Origin of the sequence: Parafrankia elaeagni (assembly GCF_000374165.1) — a bacterium.
GTDB lineage: Bacteria > Actinomycetota > Actinomycetes > Frankiales > Frankiaceae > Parafrankia > Parafrankia elaeagni.
The window spans coordinates 40,240-56,062 of the sequence record NZ_KB893694.1 but is presented as its reverse complement, the minus strand read 5'-3'; the positions used below and the strand labels follow the sequence as shown (position 1 = coordinate 56,062).

The window sequence follows — 15,823 nt, the reverse complement described above, 5'->3', positions numbered from 1 at the left end:
CCCGGCCGCGGTGGCACCTCCGCGCACGGCTCGGGCGGGTGGACCGGGCGGACGGGTGGAGCGGGCCGGGTCAGCGCGGCACCCGGGAGCGGATCTCGTCCAGGTATCCCGGGAAGTACCGGGAGATCGTGGAGAGGTCGAAGTCCGGCAGGATCGAACTCGCCGGCTCGCGGGCGAGCAGGTAGCCGAACGACTCCCGGACCAGCGCGCTCAGGCCCGCGTCGTCGTCGGGGTCCAGCTCCAGGGCGGCGATCACGGCGTCGTCCACCCGCACCCGGTAGGAGAACGTGAGTGCTGTCGCCCCCGGTGCCGTCTCCTCCGCGACCTCCACCGCGAAGTCGCGGCCTCCGTGTGACTCAACCCTGATCATGCTCACCGCAGCCACCTCCGAGCAGCCCGCACGCCGCCGGACACGGCGCACCGGTGACGGGCGCCTGGCTGCCCGCCGGTTCTACCGTGGCCCACCGCGCCTGCCACGTCGACCGCGGGCGGCACGCCCCGTCAGTGGCCCATGCCCGCGCCGCCGTCGACCGGGAGCACCGCGCCGTTGACGTAGGCGGCGCCGGGCGAGGCGAGAAAGACCACGGCGGCGGCGACCTCGGCCGGGTCACCCATCCGTCCCGCGGGCGCGTGCGAGATCAGGTACTCCCGCTGCGCGTCGGTCAGCGCGTCGGTCATGTCGGTGCGGATGGGCCCCGGCGCGACCACGTTGGACGTGATTCCGCGCCCGCCGAGCTCCCGCGCCAGCGACCGGGCGAAGCCCACCAGACCCGCCTTGGACGCGGCGTAGTTCGACTGCCCCGGCCCGCCGGAAAGCCCCACCACCGACGAGACGAAGATCAACCGCCCGGTCCGGCGGCGGATCATCGAGCGGGACGCACGCTTGGCCACCCGGTAGGCGCCGAGCAGGTTCGTGTCGACGACCTCCTGGAAGGCGTCCTCCGACATCATCGGCAGCAGGGTGTCGCGAACGACCCCGGCGTTGGAGACGACGATCTCGACCGGCCCGAGCTCCGCCTCGACCTCGGCGAACGCCTTGTCGACGCTGTCGGCGCTGGTCACGTCGAGCCGCACCCCGAGCATCCCGGCCGGCGCCTCGCCGCCGCGGCTGGCCACGGCGACCCGGTCCCCCGAGGCGGCGAGCGCGGCCGCGCAGGCTGCCCCGATCCCTCGGTTGCCACCCGTCACCAGCGCCACTCGACCCTCGTTCTCGACCATGGCCGGGATCGTAGCGGCCGGACGCACCACAAGGAACGCAGGCACCCGTGACACTCGCCGGCCCGGCGCCTCGACACGTCAGGGACGATAGTGGGATGCGCGTTGCGATCCGGGTGCGTCCCGCGTCCGACCGGACCGCGGTGGGGCCGACAACGGCCGATCCCACCCACGGTCAGCTGCTGGTGGTGCGCGTGCGGGAGCCCGCGGTCGCCGGGCGCGCCAACGAGGCTGCGCTGCGTGCGCTCGCGGCGGCGCTGGGAGTGCGGCGGGCGGACGTCACGCTCAGCCGCTCGATCGGAAAGGTCAAGTTCGTGGAGGTCGACGCACCGCCGGACGTCCTCGCACCCCGGCTCGCGGCGCTCGCGCAACATTCCGCCCCGTCCGCACGTCTGGACTCCCGGTAGTTCGGCGGCGCGATGGGACGGAGACGGGGAGTGCGCAGGACGGACATCCGCGCCGGGGGCGAGTACGTACCGGGCGGTCATGGGCGACGTGACGAACTGACGACCGGGCCGCCAGACCCCACCGGCGGGACCGGACCGGGCCCGCGGCCCGCGGTGGACGAGGTGGCGCCCGGCGGCGCCGGCCCCATGGGCATCGCGGACCCGAGCCGCGGCGCCGGCCCGGCAGCCAGGGCAGGCGCCCCGGACCAGCTCGGCGGCGCCGAGAGCGTGGGCGGGGACGGAACGACGGGTGAGGTCACGCCGCCCGTCGGTGACAGCGTCGATCGCCTCCCCGGCGAGCCCCCTGCCGCCGAGATCGTTCCGGGACCGCCCGGTGGCGTGCTCGATCTGGGTGCGCTCGCCGCGGTCGAGGGCCGGCTGCGCGCGATCGCCGCGGCCGGTATCGACCACGCGGAGTCCACCGGGGCACGCGCCCCGCGGAACGCCGACGCCGACCGGGCGATGTGCGCGGCGGCCTCGACCGTCGCCGCCGCGCTGTGGTTCGACACGCTGCGGGTCGAGGACAGGGTCCTGGTCACGCCGCACGCGGGCCCGCTGCTCGGTGCCGTCCACCAGGTGCTGCGCACCGCCGCCGAGGGGCTTGGGCCGGCTCCCGGCACGCCGGACGCACTCGCCCCGGACACACCCGTACCGGACGCGTCACCACCGCCAGGAACAGGGCCGGGAACAGGAACATGGGCAGGCGGCGCGGCGACGACGCTCGCCTCCGCCGGCACCGCCGGCACCGACCTGGCTGGCGCGGCCGGCGCGGCGCGGCGGCGGCCCCCGCGGGCGACCGGGGCGGGCAACGTCGGGCCGACGGGGACGATCTGGTCGGCGCTGGCCGGCCGGTTCGCCGGCACGCGGTTCGACCGGGCGCCGCACGGCCGGCAGATCTGCCTCATCGACTTCGCCGAGCTGCGTGACTCCACCGTCTGGGAGGCCGTGACCGACGAACGGGTCTCGCATCTGGGCGAGCTCTTCTGGGTGGTCCTGGTCACCGGCGCCGTGCCGGGCGAGGCGGCCGGCCCGGCCGGCGTCCCACCGGGCGGGGTCGGGTCGCCCGCCCGGGCGGCTCGGATGTTCGAGGCCGCCGGCTGGCAGGTGCTGACCCTGCGGTACGGCCGCCGGCTCAACGCCCTGTTCGGTGCACCCGGCGGCGTCGCGCTGCGCGCCCGGCTCGACGCGATGGCGCCGGCCGAGTACCTCTCGCTGCTCCACCTGGACGGACCGGAGCTGCGGCGCCGGCTCGCTGGTCCGGGCGCCGCCGGGATCGGGGTGAGCCGCCTGCTCGACGGTCTGACCGACGACGAGATCCACGCGGCACTGCGCGACCTGGGCGGCCACGACCTGCCGCTGGTCATCGACGCGTTCGACGAGGTGGCCGCGGACCGCCCCACGGTGCTGTTCGCCTACACCGGCCCGCTCCCCGGGCCACCAGCGCCGGACTCCGGGGATCACCAGCTGACCGAGCAGACCCCCGGCCCGGCCCCGGCCCCGGGGACAGCCGCTGCCGCTGCCGGGCTGCCCACCAGCGGCCCCGGGCGGGCCACACCGTCCGCACCGCCCACGGGATCCGCGGAATCCGTGCTTCCCCCGGGGCACGAGCTGGTGCGGCGCACCGGCGACCGCTGGGCGGCGCCGCTGCCCGTGGCCTCGCCCGGCGGGCGGCTCGCCCGGCATGTGGCGTCCTACCTTGACCGGGCACCACTGGCCCTCGCCGCACCCGCTCCCCTGCCGGCCCACACCGGGCATGCCTATCAGGGGTTCCGGTCGACCCAGGAGATCTTCGGCACCGCGTTGCGGGAGCTGTCCGCGCTCGTCCCGGAGGCGGCCCCGGCGGTCGTGACGATCTCCACCCGGGACTGCGACCGGGTCCTCCGCGGCTGGATCGACGACGCCGCGGAGGCGGTCCCCTCGGAGCTGGACGGTCCAGCGGCCGACGGCGGGCGCCACGTCGCCAGCGGGCTGTCGGCGAGTGCGTTCGGTGGCGTGCTGGCGTCGCTCGGCGTCGCCTGGAGCCGGCTCGGGCTGCCGCTGCTGCCGATCGGCGTCGCCGACGAGATGGCTGTTCCCCGGGTGCTGCCCGGCTGGGCGAGCAGCGGCGCCGGCGACGGGCGGTCGCTGCTCGCCGTCGCGGACACCGGGGTCGACCCGGCCCGCCCGGGTGGCTGGCGGCACGGCCAGGTCAGCGTGCCCGGGATCACCGGCTGGGAGCCGGCCTTCGCGCAGGACCTCGTCTGGTGCCTGTTCGCGGCGCTGGACCGGCTCGGCCGGGTCGACGGGGCGTCCAGCCTGATCAGGCTGAGTGCCCGGCCGGTCGACCAGCGGCTGGCAGCCCTGCCCACCGACACGGCCGCCTGGTGGCGGCGGCGCGCAGCCGTGCTCGCGGGCGGCTACCGGCTGCGCGGCGGCGAGCCGACGGCACCCGTGACCCTGGTCGGCATGGGTGCGGTCATGCCGGAGGTGCTACGCGCCGCGGACGAGCTCAGCGCGGGGCTGCGCCAGGAGATCGGCGTGGTCTGCGTGACATCCCCCGATCTGTTGTTCGACGCGCTGCAGGCCCGCCGGGGGCTGGCCGACGCCGACGAGGCCATCCTGGCCGAGCTGTTCCCGCCCGGCCGGCGCGGACCGCTGCTGACGGTGGTGGACGGTGACCCGCGCGCGCTGGGCTTCCTGGCGGGAGTGCACGGGGCGCACATCACCACGCTCGGTTCGGCCGCTCCGGGGCCGACGGGCGGCCCGGCATCCACGCCGGCACCGCCGCCGGCCGCGGGCGAGCGGGTACCGGTGGACGCGGCGACCATCGTCGGCGCGGCCCTCGACCTGATCGACGAGTCCGCCGGCGGCTGAGGCGGCCACCGCCTGCGCCGGGTGGCCCTCCCCGCCCGAAACGGCAGTCGCCGGAGCCGCCACCGACCGCGGCTGCGATCGCAGGGCCATCGCTACCAGGCGCAGCGGTGACCAGCCGGAAAAGCTACCTGACGACGCGGCGGCCCCCTGAACCGTCAACTGGCTGAAGCGGCACCACCCCTTTCCGTGGCTGCCCGACCCGACAGTCACCGGAACCCACCGGAACCATGCGCCGTTGAGGTGGGGACGTCCGGCCCACGGCGCGGTCCTGCGCCGAGGGCCGGGGTCACGCACAGCCACACGTCGCACAGTCGCACGTCGCACGTCGCACGTCGCACAACCACACTTCGTCCAGGAAACCGAGGGGATGCCGCATGCCGAGCCGCGCCGCGACATTGGGCACCGCCGCGCGAAGCACCGAGTTCGGGCCGGGCGGGCAGGAACCCGCGGCCTGGGCCGATCCGCTCGATCTGGCCTTCGACCGGCAGGTCGCGGGCCTGGTGCGACTGGGATACCCGGCGCTGGCGGGGATGGACGCCGCGCAGTTCGAGGCGCTCTGCGAGCCGCTGCGCGCGGTGGCCCACTCCGCCCTGCCCGGCCCCTACCGGCCCGCGACGCGGTCCTGGATGCCGTTCGTCCTGGTCGTGTCGGGGGAGCTTGTCCGGGCTGAGGACCTCGTTCCGCTGCTCACCCTCGTCGGCCGCGCCGACGCCGGGATCGTCGACCGCAACCACGGTGAGGACGGGCTCAGGCCCTACCAGCCGCTGCCGATTCTCAACCTGCCCCACGCCGGGGTGTATCTGCTGACCGACATCGAACGCGGGGAGGAGTTCCGCGGGATCCGTCCCGCGGACGCGCTGCCCGCGGTCCTCGAGCGGGGGCGCTCGCCGCTGACGATCCACGAGGGGATCGCCGTGGTCACCCACTTCCCGGAGGCGCTGGAGAAGAACAACTGCTTCATGCTCTCCGGATCACGGCGGGGTGACCGCCGGGTGCCGGCGATGTGGATCTCCGGCCGGGCGCCGAAGCTGGGATGGTGCTGGGAGGGCAACCCCCACACCTGGCTCGGCACCGCGTCCGCCGCTGCCCGGCACGGCTGACCCAGCCCGCCCGCAGGGCGCCCGCCCGGCTGCGGCCGGTGCGGGCCGGGTAAGGCCCCGGCCCGCACCGCACCGGGGCGGCGCTCACGCCCCGATGGCGTGGAACCCGCCGTCGACGTGCACGATCTCGCCGGTCGTGGCGGGAAACCACTCCGACAACAGGGCGACGCAGGCCTGGGCGGCCGGCGCGGTGTCCTGCATGTCCCAGCCGAGCGGCGCGCGGGTGCCCCAGACCTCCTCGAACTGCCCGAAACCGGGGATGGACTTGGCCGCCATGGTCCGCAGCGGGCCGGCCGAGACGAGGTTGACCCGGACTCCGCGCGGGCCGAGGTCACGGGCCAGGTAGCGGGCCGCCGACGCCAGTCCGGCCTTGGCGACGCCCATCCAGTCGTAGGACGGCCAGGCGACGGTGGCGTCGAAGTCGAGCCCGACGACGCTGGCGCGCTCGCCGAACAACGGCAGGGTGGCCCGGGTCAGCGACGCCAGTGACCAGGTGGAGACCTGCAGCGCGGTGCCGACCTCGGACCACGCGGCCTCGACGAACGGCTTGCCACCCAGCACGGACTCCGGCGCGAAACCGATCGCGTGCAGCACCCCGTCCAGCCCGTCGACGTGCTCGAGGACCTTGGCGGCCAGGCCGGCCAGGTGCTCCTCGTCGGTGACGTCGAGCTCGACGACCGGGGCCTCGGTCGGCAGGCGGCGGGCGATGCGGCGGGTGAGCGACAGGCCACGGCCGAACCCGGTGAGGACCACCGAGGCGCCCTGTTCCTGCGCGATACGGGCAACGCTGAACGCGATGGACGCCTCGGTCAGGACGCCGGTGACGAGAACGCGCTTGCCTTCGAGAAGTCCGCTCATGGAGCGTCATCCTGCCAAACATCGCGGGTGATTCCCGCCACCGGGGCGCAGATTCGCGGCCCGGCTTTCAGGCGTCCCGCGGAGTCATGGCCTCCGGCGGCCGCCGGGACCGCCACCAGTTGCGCACCGTCCGCACGATCGGTTCCACGAATCGCGCCGCGAGCGGGCCGAGCACGGCCATCAGCAGGACGTAGCAGGCGGCCAGCGGGCCGAGCCGCGGGTTGACGCCCGCGGCGACGGCGAGCCCGGCGATGACGATGGAGAACTCCCCGCGGGCGACCAGCGCCGCGCCGGCCCGGAAGCGGCCCATCGTCGCGATGCCCGCCCGGCGGGCCGCCCACCAGCCGGTGGCGACCTTGGTGATGACGCCGGCGATCGCGAGCAGGGAGGCGGTGAGCAGCGCCGGTGGGATGTCGACGGGGTCGGTCTGCAGCCCGAAGAAGACGAAGAAGACCGCGGCGAACAGGTCCCGCAGCGGGGTCAGCACCTCGCGGGCGCCCTCCGCCACCGGCCCGGACAGCGCGATACCGACGAGGAACGCTCCGACCGCGGCGGAGACCTGCATCCGCTGCGCCACGCCGGCCACGAAGAGCGTGAGGCCCAGCGAGCGCAGCAGCAGCACCTCGTCGTTGCGGTCCGAACGGGCGTTGTAGACGAGGAGGGTGACCTTCGCGCTGTGCTTCAGCGCGATGTAGAGGACGAGAACGAGCGCGCCGAGCGCGATCGCGACGGTCAGCGAGCCGCGGGCGACGGTGTGGTGGGCCAGCATCGCGGTGAGCACCGGCAGGTAGACGGCCATCGCGAGGTCCTCGAGGACCAGCACCGACAGCACCACCGGGGTCTCGCGGTTACCGAGGCGGCCGAGGTCGCCCAGCACCTTGGCGATGATCCCGGACGAGGAGATCGCCGTCACGCCGCCCATGACCACCGCGGCGAGCGGCCCCCACCCGAGCACGAGCGCGGCGACCACCCCGGGCAGGGCGTTCAGCGTCAGGTCGAGCGCGCCGGCGGGCGCCTGTCTGCGCAGGCCGTGCAGGAGCTCCTCGGCGGTGTACTCGAGCCCCAGCGTGAGCAGCAGGAGGATGACGCCGATCTCGGCGCCGATCTCGATGAACTCCTCGCTCGCGCCGAGGGGAATGACGCCACCATGCCCGAAGGCGAGGCCGGCCAGGAGATACAGGGGGATCGGCGAGATGGCGACCCGTGACGCCAGGTGACCGAGCACCCCCAGCACGAACAGGACGGCGCCAAGCTCCAGAAAGGTCGTCGCTGTGTCGTGCACCGGTGTCCGGTCGCTCCTTCTGTCAGGCCGGTCAGCCGTCGCGGAGCAGCCGGCCGACCGCGGCGGTGTTCTCCGGGGTGCCCACGACGACGACGATGTCGCCGGCGCGGAACCGGAAGTCCGGTCGGGGAGAGGCGAGCACCTGGTGGTCCCGCACGACCGCCACGATCGACGCGCCCGTGCGGGTACGCGCCTGGGTGGCAGCCAGCAGCCGGTCCGCGTACGGCGACCCGGCGGCGATCTCGATCTGCTCCCCGACAAGCCCGGCGAAGGCCCGCGAGATGTCCGCGAGCCGCTGCACGATGTGCGGGGCTCCGAGCAGTTCGGAGAGCACGTCCCCTTCCTCCGGGGTCAGCGTAATCGATTCGCGGGATGCGTCCGGATCCTCCGCGTCGTAGATGACCAGGTCCCGGCGCCCGTCGTGCCGGCTCACCACACCGAGCCGGCGCCCCGAACGGGTGCTGAAGTCGTGCCGCAGCCCGATTCCGGGCAGCGGGGTCTCCTCGAGGTCCACTTCACATCCTCCGTCAGCGCTGACGCTCCGGTTCCGGGACAACCCGGCGCCCAGGGCGGCATTCGACCCCTGAGGCTCACCCGTGACGCCGGGCATCCGCGATGTCCGACGCATCCACGACACCACCGGCATACCGGGTGGCCCGCCCATTGTGACGTCGGCGCGGCCCGCCCGGTTCCGCTTCCCGCCACCCTTTCCCGCCACCCTAGCCCGGTCGACCGATAGGCCCGGGTCGGGCCGAGTGCTGACGCGACGGCGACAGGCGTTCCGCCTCCCGACCGGGGACACATCACGCACACTGCAGGGGGACGTCCACCACCTGCCGGTTCACCCGCCGGCCAGGTGGGAACGTCCCGCGCAGCACAGGGCGTTGAGCCGTTCGGAAGACGGCGCATGCCACCCGCGGCAGTCACCGGCCCGCCGATGCAGCCGACCGACAGCGGCCCGCACGCCGGGCGCGAGACCCAAGGCCCGTCCAGGGCCGGGAAGACGACACCGTGCTCAATCGAAGCGCCCGGCTCGCCCGACGGATCGTTCTCACCGTGCTCGGGCTGGCCGTTCTCGGGCTGGGCATCGCGATGCTGGCCCTGCCGGGGCCGGGCTTCCTCATCATCGCGCTGGGCTTCTTCATTCTCAGCCTCGAGTACGAGTGGGCCCGGCACCGGTTCGAACAGGCCCGTCAGAAGGCTGCCGACCTGGCGGACCAGGCCGCCGCGAACCCGTTCTCCACGGCGTTCACCATCGTCTTCGGGCTCGGCATGATCGCGGCCGGGGTCGCCTGGATCGTGGTCGACACGCTGCCCGCCTCGTCCCCCTGGTCGGGCGGCAGCCTGATCTTCTCCGGCCTGGTGGTGCTGGCGACGATGTTCGTCAGCCTCTGGCAGGCCAGGCAGGCCCGCGAAGCCGGCCTGCCCACCCCGGCCGAGCTGCTGGAGCAGCGCGAGGAGCAGGAGCACCAGGCGGAGGAGGAGCGGGCGCGCGCGCACGAGCGGCAGCGCTGACCGCGGCACTGACCGCGGCGCGCCCGCTCCCGTCGGGCGGGCTACTGGCCCTGCGTGAACTCGCTCACGCCCACCACCTTCGGCTGGCCCTGCACGCAGCGGTAGATCGCCGCGCGGTCCGCCGACGACGCCTGCGCGATGTCGTAACGCAGCGGGTAGGCGCGGCTGGTGGCCAGGCCGCTGGTGTCGGGCGGCTCCTGCCGGGCGTTCCCGACTGTCGGGCAGGCGGCGCGCACGGCCTCCTTCTCCGCGGTGGTCGCCTCGGGGGCGAAGACCACTACGGCCTCCATCTTCGGCGGAGGGCCCGCCAGGACGGCGTAGACACCGAACACGACCAGGCCGACGGTCGCCAGGGCGCCCAGGACCACCGCCGCCCGACGGCGCGGTTCAGCCAGGTAGCGCAGCGCCTGGCCCAGCCAGGGGGCACGCGAGGTCGTCGTCATCAGGCGATTCCTGTCACAGCGGGGCACGAAATCTGGTCCGGTGGGCGTCTCGCCGCGGCGGACACCGGCACTGTCAACGTATTCCGTCCAGCGGGTCCGTAAGGTGAACGGCCTTGCGCGGCGTAGCACGAGGAGCCCACCGGCACCACCCGGTGTGATCTGCGCATCACTGTCAGAGATACATGGTACTGATTCGAGCGAGGAGACCAGAACGCCGTGCCATCCCTGATCGAGGACTACGCGCTGATCGGCGACACCCACTCTGCGGCGCTCGTCTCGCGCAACGGCTCGATCGACTGGCTGTGCCTGCCTCGCTTCGACTCCCCGGCCTGCTTCGCCGCGCTGCTCGGGGACGACGAGTCGGGCCACTGGAAGATCGCGCCGGTGGAGCCGGTACTCGGGGTCAGCCGCCGTTACCGGGGTGACACCCTGGTGCTGGAGACCGACATGACCACGGCCTCGGGCACCGTGCGCATCGTCGACGCGATGTTCCCCCGGGCCGGCGCCCATGTCGTGCTGCGGCTGGTGGAGTGCCTCCAGGGCTCGGTCCGGATGCGCTCCGAGACCCGGTTCCGGTTCGACTACGGCTCGATCGTGCCGTGGGTGCGCCGGCTCGACGAGCACTCCGTCGCGGCGGTCGCCGGCCCCGACTCGGTGACGCTGTGGACCACCGCCCCGATGGAGGGGCACGACATGGCCACCTACGCCGAGTTCAGCGTGTCCGCCGGGCAGTCGGTGCCGTTCTCGCTGACCTGGCGGCCCTCGCACGAGCCGGCTCCCGCGCCGCAGGACATCCGCCGGATGATCAGCCAGACCGAGGCCTGGTGGTCGGACTGGATGGCCGGCTGCACCTACGACGGCCAGTGGCAGCCGGCGGTGCGCCGCTCACTGATCACCCTGAAGGCGCTCACCTACGCGCCGACCGGCGGCATCGTCGCGGCCGTCACCACCTCACTGCCCGAGCACATCGGCGGCGTCCGCAACTGGGACTACCGCTACTGCTGGCTGCGCGACGCCACCATCACCCTGCTGGCCCTGCTCGACGCGGGTTTCACCAGCGAGGCGACCGCCTGGCGGGAGTGGCTGCTGCGGGCGGTGGCGGGTGACCCGTCCCGGGTGCAGATCATGTACGGCGTGGCGGGCGAGCGCCGGCTGCCCGAGTACGAGGTCCCGTGGCTGCCGGGCTACGAGAACTCCTCCCCCGTCCGGGTGGGCAACGCCGCCGTCGACCAGTTCCAGCTGGACGTCTACGGCGAGGTCCTGGACGCCCTGCACGTGGCCCGGGTGGCCGTCGCCAACCGCCGCAACGGCGCGGCCCGCGACCTGTTCCGCTCCGGGATCCACGCCCCCGAGGACAACGGCGGGGACGACTCGTGGCCGTTGCAGACCAAGCTGATGGACTTCCTGGAGACCGGCTGGCGCAAGTCCGACGAGGGCATCTGGGAGGTCCGCGGCCCGCGCCGGCACTTCGTCCACTCGAAGGTGATGGCCTGGGTCGCCGCCGACCGGGCGGTGCGCGGCATCGTCGAGTCCGGGCTGCCCGGCCCCGTCGAGCGGTGGTCCGCGCTGCGCGACGAGATCCACCGCGAGGTGTGCGCGCGCGGCTTCGACAGTGAGCGCAACACGTTCACCCAGTACTACGGCTCGAAGGAGCTCGACGCCGCGCTGCTCTACATGTCGCTGGTCGGCTTCCTTCCCGCGACGGACCCGCGGGTGGTCGGCACCGTCGCGGCGATCGAGCGGGAGCTGATGGAGGACGGGTTCGTCCTGCGCTATCCGACCGCCGAGGACGGCGCCGTCGACGGCCTGCCGGCCGGTGAGGGTGCCTTCCTGGCCTGCACCTTCTGGCTCGCCGACAACTACGCGCTGTCCGGCCGGGTGCACGAGGCGCAGGAACTGTTCGAACGCCTGCTCGCGCTGCGCAACGACGTCGGGCTGCTCGCCGAGGAGTACGACCCGAAGCTGGGCCGGATGACCGGGAACTTCCCGCAGGCGTTCAGCCACGTCCCGCTCGTCAACACCGCCCGCACGCTCACCGAGGCCCTGCGCGGGCGCCCCCGCTCCCGGGCGGACCGGGCGCACCCCCCGGGCCACTTCTTCGGCTGACCGGCACCGCCGGGATACTGGTCCCCGGATCAGGGGCCCGGTCTGTGGAACCGGTCTGTGGGCCCGGTCCGGAACAACCGGGACAAGCGGAGGAGGCACGGGTGCCGGAGCACATCGCGGTCGTCGGCGGCGGCATCCTGGGGCTGGCGGTGGCCCGCCGGCTCGGGCAGGTCATGCCCGGGTCGACGGTCACCGTGTTCGAGAAGGAACCGGACATCGCCCAGCACCAGACCGGGCGCAACAGCGGCGTCGTACACGCCGGGCTGTACTACAAGCCCGGCTCGCTGAAGGCGACACTGTGCCGCCGTGGGGTCGGCCTGCTCCGCGAGTACTGCGAGGCGCGCGGCATCCGCTACGACGAGTGCGGCAAGGTCGTCGTCGCCGTCGACGACAGCGAGCTCGACCGCCTCGCCGACATCGCCCACCGGGCGGACGCCAACGGGGTGCCCGACACCCGCATGCTCGACGCCGCCGAGCTGCGCGCCATCGAGCCCCATGCCCGCGGCGTCGCCGCGCTGCACTCCCCCACCACCGCGATCGTCGACTACCCGGCTGTCGCGCGGGCGATGCGCGCCGACATCCTCGACGCGGGCGGCGCCGTCCGCACCGGCGCCGAGGTGATCGGCGTCGACGACGACAAGGAGGGCGTCCGGCTGCGGGTGCGGGTCCGCGGCCAGGCGGCGGTCCGGCCCAACGGCTCGCACCGGACATCGTCGGTGGACGGCGGTCTGGTGCACGCCGTCTCCGAGTCCGTCGGCCCGTTCGACCTGCTGATCTCGTGCGCCGGCCTGCACTCGGACCAGGTCGCCGCGCTCACCGGGGAGGACAGCTCCCCGCGGATCATCCCGTTCCGCGGTGACTACTGGCTGCTGCGGCCCGAGCGCCGCAGCCTCGTCCGCGGCCTCATCTATCCCGTGCCGGACCCGCGCTACCCGTTCCTGGGCATCCACCTCACCAAGCGGGTGGACGGCGAGATCCTCGTCGGCCCCAACGCCGTGCTCGCCACCGCGCGGGAGGGTTACACCGTGGGCACCCTCGACCGCGGTGACCTGCGGCAGACCCTGGCCTGGCCGGGGTTCCGCTCAATGGCGAAGACGCACTGGCGCACCGGCGCCAAGGAGATGCTGCGCACCGCCAGCAAGCGGGCGTTCGTCGCCGAGGCCCGGCGCTACGTCCCCGAGCTGCGCGCCGCCGACGTGGTTCGGGGGCCCGCCGGCGTCCGCGCCCAGGCTGTCGCGCGGGACGGCAGCCTCGTCGACGACTTCGTGCTCGCCGTGCGCGGACGGGTCGTGCACGTGCGCAACGCGCCCTCGCCGGGCGCCACCGCGTCCCTGGCGATCGCCGAGCACATCGTGGCCGACGTGGTGCCCGAACGCGCCTCCTGATCCGTCCTCCGGTCTCCGGTCTCACCCGGCGTGGTCGTCGTTGAGGGCGGCCAGCAGCGGCAGCAGCGCCGCGCTGGCCGGCGTCGCCACCCCGGCCCGCTGCCCGAGGCGGACCACCGTGCCGATCAGCGCCTCGTGTTCCAGCGGCCGGCCCGCGAGGCGGTCGCGCAGCATCGACGTGCCGGCGCCGGGCGGCTGGCGGCGCAGCCGTTCCAGAGTGCGCTCCGGGGCGTCGTCGGGCAGCCGGGCACCGTCCGCGCGACCGACCGCGGCGGTCTCGCGCATGACGGCCAGCGCCAGCCCGGCGACGTCCGCACGGCCCAGCACCTCCAGGCCTCGCCCGGTGAGCGCGGTCACCGAGTTGGCCGCGCTGTTGCTCAGCAGCTTCGACCACGCGGCCGTCACGAAGTCGTCCACGAGGCGGATGTCCCCGGGCGGCAGCACCCGGGCGAACCGCTCGCCGAGCGGGCTGTCGGGGATCTGCAGCACGCCGTACGCCAGGTGGCGTACGACACCGGGCTCGGACAGCTCGGCGTTGATGTACACCACGGCCGGCAGGACGGCGGCCCGCGGCACCGGTGGGCTGATCCGCTCGGTCTGGCGCACCCCGTTCTGCGCGACGACGACGCCCAGCCCCTCCGACGAGGCGGCGAGGGCGGCGTGCAGCCAGCCCATCGCGGCGGGGGTCTGGTGGGCCTTGGTGGCCATCACGACCCAGTCGAGCGGGGCGTCCAGCCGGGCCGGGTCGGTGATCACCCGCAACGGCGTCTCGAAGCTTCCGCCCGCCGACTCGTCCCTGACCACCCGGATCCGGTCGTAGGCGCCGCGGCGCACGCACAGCACCACCTCGGCGCCCGCCTGCCCGGCCCGGGCGGCCAGGTAGGCGCCGACGGCTCCCGCGCCGACGACCGCGACCCGGGCCGGCCGGACGTGCTCGGCCGGGTCGGTGGGCCCGGCCACCCGCCCTCGGAACACCGCTGCGTCATGGTCGGGAACGGCGCTGGGAGACACAGCCATGTGCCAAGCCTGCCAGGAGGGTCCGACCAGCGACCCCGGCGACCGGCCCGCCGGCGGCGCGGGGAATCAGCTTTGCTCCCGCCCGCCCCGCTGCGAGACTGAGCTGGTGGATCACGGCACGGGCGACCGCGTTGTCGCGGCTGGTGACGCCGTCCCGCCGCCCGGCGGCGACCCCGCGGTTCCGGGGGTGGAGATCGGCCGGCGCTGGCGCGCTGCCCGGATCGACGACGGCGTCGTCCATCTGGACGCCGCGGCGGCGGGCCGCCCGACGGTCGCGACGGTCGCCGCGCAGGCCGACCATCTCCAGCGGGAGGCCCGTGCCGGGGCCTACGTCGCCGAGCTGGAGGCGGCCGACGCCGTCGCCGGCGCACGTTCCCGCCTCGCGGCTCTCATCGGGCCGGAGCTGACCGGAGACGACGTGGTGTTCCAGTACTCGGCCACCGCCGGGTTCGCGGCCCTGTTGGCCGCCTGGCCCCTGCCGGCGGGGGCCAGGGTCGGCATCGTGCCCGGCGACTACGGCGCGAACCTGCTGCTGCTGGCGTCCCGGAGCGAACTCGACCTCGTCGAGTTCCCGGTCGACCGGCTGGGGCGCATCGACATCGTCCGCCTCGACCGCGAGGGGATGCTGCCGCTCGGCAGCCACCGCGGGACGCCTGCGCCGGCTCGCGGTGTCGGCCTGGAGAACCTGGCGCTGGCGGTCTTCCCCCACGTGCCCAGCCAGCGGGGGGTCGTGCAGCCGGCGGCCGAGGTGGCGGCCCGGTGCGCGGCGGCCGGGGTTGATCTGGTTCTCGACGTCGCCCAGGCCCTCGGCCAGGTCGACGTCGGCGCGATCACGGCGTCCGCCTGGGTCGGCACCGCGCGCAAATGGCTGTGCGGCCCGCGCGGGGCGGGCTTCGTCGCGGTGCGCCCCGACGTCATCGATCGCCTGGGGGTCGGGGCGCCCAGCCTCTACTCGGCGCACCCGGTCGAGCTGCGTCCACCGGCCAGCGGGACGGCGGGACGGGACGGGGCCGCCGTCCGGCCGCTGGCGGGGCCGGCCCGGCTGTCGGTCGGGGAGGCCTCGGTGGCGAGCCGGGTGGGGCTCGCCACCGCGCTGGCGGAGCTGGCGGCCGAGGACACCGCGATGGTGCGGGCCCGGATCACCGCGCTCGCCCGTCTCGCCCGGCGGGCCGTCGGCGGCGTCGCCGGCTGGCGGCTGGGCGAGGAGCCGGACTCACCCTGCGGGATCGTGACGCTGTGCCCGCCCGGTGACGTCGACCCGCTCGCCGTCTCCCGGGCGCTCTACCAGGAGGCGGGAATCCTGACCAGCCCGATCCCGGCCGGTCGGGCACCGGAGCTGACCGGGCCGGTGCTGCGGGTCAGCCCGCACGTCTACGCCACCCCGGGCGAGTTCGACCTGCTCGCGGAGGCGCTCGACCGGTGGGGGCGGCCGGGTGCCCGGCCCACCTGATCCGTACGCGCGGGACGGACTCCGATCTCCGCCTTTACCCGAACCAAGCATCACCAGAAAATAGTCATAAATTACTATCAAGGCCTGCAAAAGCGAGTGATTATCGACGCCCGTCCGATGCCTCTTGGTGACCGCCGGCGTGGATCTGCTGAA

Annotated in this window: 14 protein-coding genes; 7 read left to right on the top strand and 7 right to left on the bottom strand. The window is 74.4% G+C overall.

Annotated features, from left to right (window positions below; genetic code table 11):
- Positions 1-70 precede the first annotated feature (70 nt).
- Both B207_RS0105500 and fabG read right to left on the bottom strand, forming a co-directional pair.
- On the bottom strand, positions 71-376 hold the full coding sequence (locus B207_RS0105500; protein ID WP_018635525.1) for a hypothetical protein: 306 nt from the start codon (positions 374-376) through the stop codon (positions 71-73).
- Positions 377-501: 125 nt separating this feature from the next.
- Positions 502-1,218 (bottom strand): 3-oxoacyl-ACP reductase FabG, encoded by a 717-nt coding sequence (gene fabG / locus B207_RS0105495; RefSeq protein WP_018635524.1) that lies wholly within the window; start codon positions 1,216-1,218, stop codon positions 502-504.
- A 95-nt stretch (positions 1,219-1,313) separates the two neighbouring features.
- Here fabG and B207_RS0105490 point away from each other — a divergent pair, with 95 nt between their 5' ends.
- The 3 genes from B207_RS0105490 (at position 1,314) to B207_RS0105480 (ending at position 5,614) form a co-directional block, all read left to right on the top strand.
- On the top strand, positions 1,314-1,622 hold the full coding sequence (locus B207_RS0105490) for a DUF167 domain-containing protein (RefSeq protein WP_018635523.1): 309 nt from the start codon (positions 1,314-1,316) through the stop codon (positions 1,620-1,622).
- Positions 1,623-1,634: 12 nt separating this feature from the next.
- A complete protein-coding gene (locus B207_RS0105485; protein ID WP_084692005.1) occupies positions 1,635-4,514 on the top strand; it encodes a thiamine pyrophosphate-dependent enzyme in 2,880 nt (959 codons plus the stop codon).
- Positions 4,515-4,888: 374 nt separating this feature from the next.
- Entirely contained in the window at positions 4,889-5,614 is a 726-nt protein-coding gene (locus B207_RS0105480; RefSeq protein WP_018635521.1) for a DUF5701 family protein, read from the top strand.
- 84 nt (positions 5,615-5,698) lie between these two features.
- On the opposite strand, the gene fabI is transcribed toward B207_RS0105480, so the two are convergent.
- From fabI to B207_RS0105465, 3 genes are all read right to left on the bottom strand, one after another.
- A complete protein-coding gene (fabI, locus tag B207_RS0105475; protein ID WP_018635520.1) occupies positions 5,699-6,472 on the bottom strand; it encodes an enoyl-ACP reductase FabI in 774 nt (257 codons plus the stop codon).
- Between the two features lie 67 nt (positions 6,473-6,539).
- A complete protein-coding gene (locus B207_RS0105470; RefSeq protein WP_018635519.1) occupies positions 6,540-7,754 on the bottom strand; it encodes a cation:proton antiporter in 1,215 nt (404 codons plus the stop codon).
- A gap of 31 nt (positions 7,755-7,785) precedes the next feature.
- The gene (locus tag B207_RS0105465; protein ID WP_018635518.1) at positions 7,786-8,268 is read right to left on the bottom strand and encodes a cation:proton antiporter regulatory subunit; all 483 of its coding nucleotides are present in this window, start codon (positions 8,266-8,268) and stop codon (positions 7,786-7,788) included.
- A 497-nt stretch (positions 8,269-8,765) separates the two neighbouring features.
- On the opposite strand from B207_RS0105465, the gene B207_RS0105460 reads away from it, so the two are divergent.
- A complete protein-coding gene (locus B207_RS0105460) occupies positions 8,766-9,269 on the top strand; it encodes a PGPGW domain-containing protein (RefSeq protein WP_018635517.1) in 504 nt (167 codons plus the stop codon).
- Positions 9,270-9,310: 41 nt separating this feature from the next.
- Here the strand turns inward: B207_RS0105460 and B207_RS0105455 are convergent, their stop codons facing one another.
- Positions 9,311-9,712, bottom strand: a complete 402-nt coding sequence (locus B207_RS0105455; protein WP_018635516.1) for a hypothetical protein — start codon at positions 9,710-9,712, stop codon at positions 9,311-9,313.
- A 216-nt stretch (positions 9,713-9,928) separates the two neighbouring features.
- Here B207_RS0105455 and B207_RS0105450 point away from each other — a divergent pair, with 216 nt between their 5' ends.
- Positions 9,929-11,818 carry a glycoside hydrolase family 15 protein gene (locus B207_RS0105450; RefSeq protein WP_018635515.1) on the top strand — a complete coding sequence of 630 codons (1,890 nt, stop codon included), beginning with the start codon at positions 9,929-9,931 and terminating at the stop codon, positions 11,816-11,818.
- 101 nt (positions 11,819-11,919) lie between these two features.
- On the top strand, positions 11,920-13,203 hold the full coding sequence (locus tag B207_RS0105445; protein WP_018635514.1) for an L-2-hydroxyglutarate oxidase: 1,284 nt from the start codon (positions 11,920-11,922) through the stop codon (positions 13,201-13,203).
- A 21-nt stretch (positions 13,204-13,224) separates the two neighbouring features.
- On the opposite strand, the gene B207_RS0105440 is transcribed toward B207_RS0105445, so the two are convergent.
- Entirely contained in the window at positions 13,225-14,220 is a 996-nt protein-coding gene (locus tag B207_RS0105440) for a 2-dehydropantoate 2-reductase (protein ID WP_084692004.1), read from the bottom strand.
- Positions 14,221-14,326: 106 nt separating this feature from the next.
- Here B207_RS0105440 and B207_RS0105435 point away from each other — a divergent pair, with 106 nt between their 5' ends.
- Complete coding sequence (locus tag B207_RS0105435; RefSeq protein ID WP_018635512.1) at positions 14,327-15,670, top strand: aminotransferase class V-fold PLP-dependent enzyme; 1,344 nt, start codon at positions 14,327-14,329, stop codon at positions 15,668-15,670.
- Positions 15,671-15,823: the final 153 nt, after the last annotated feature.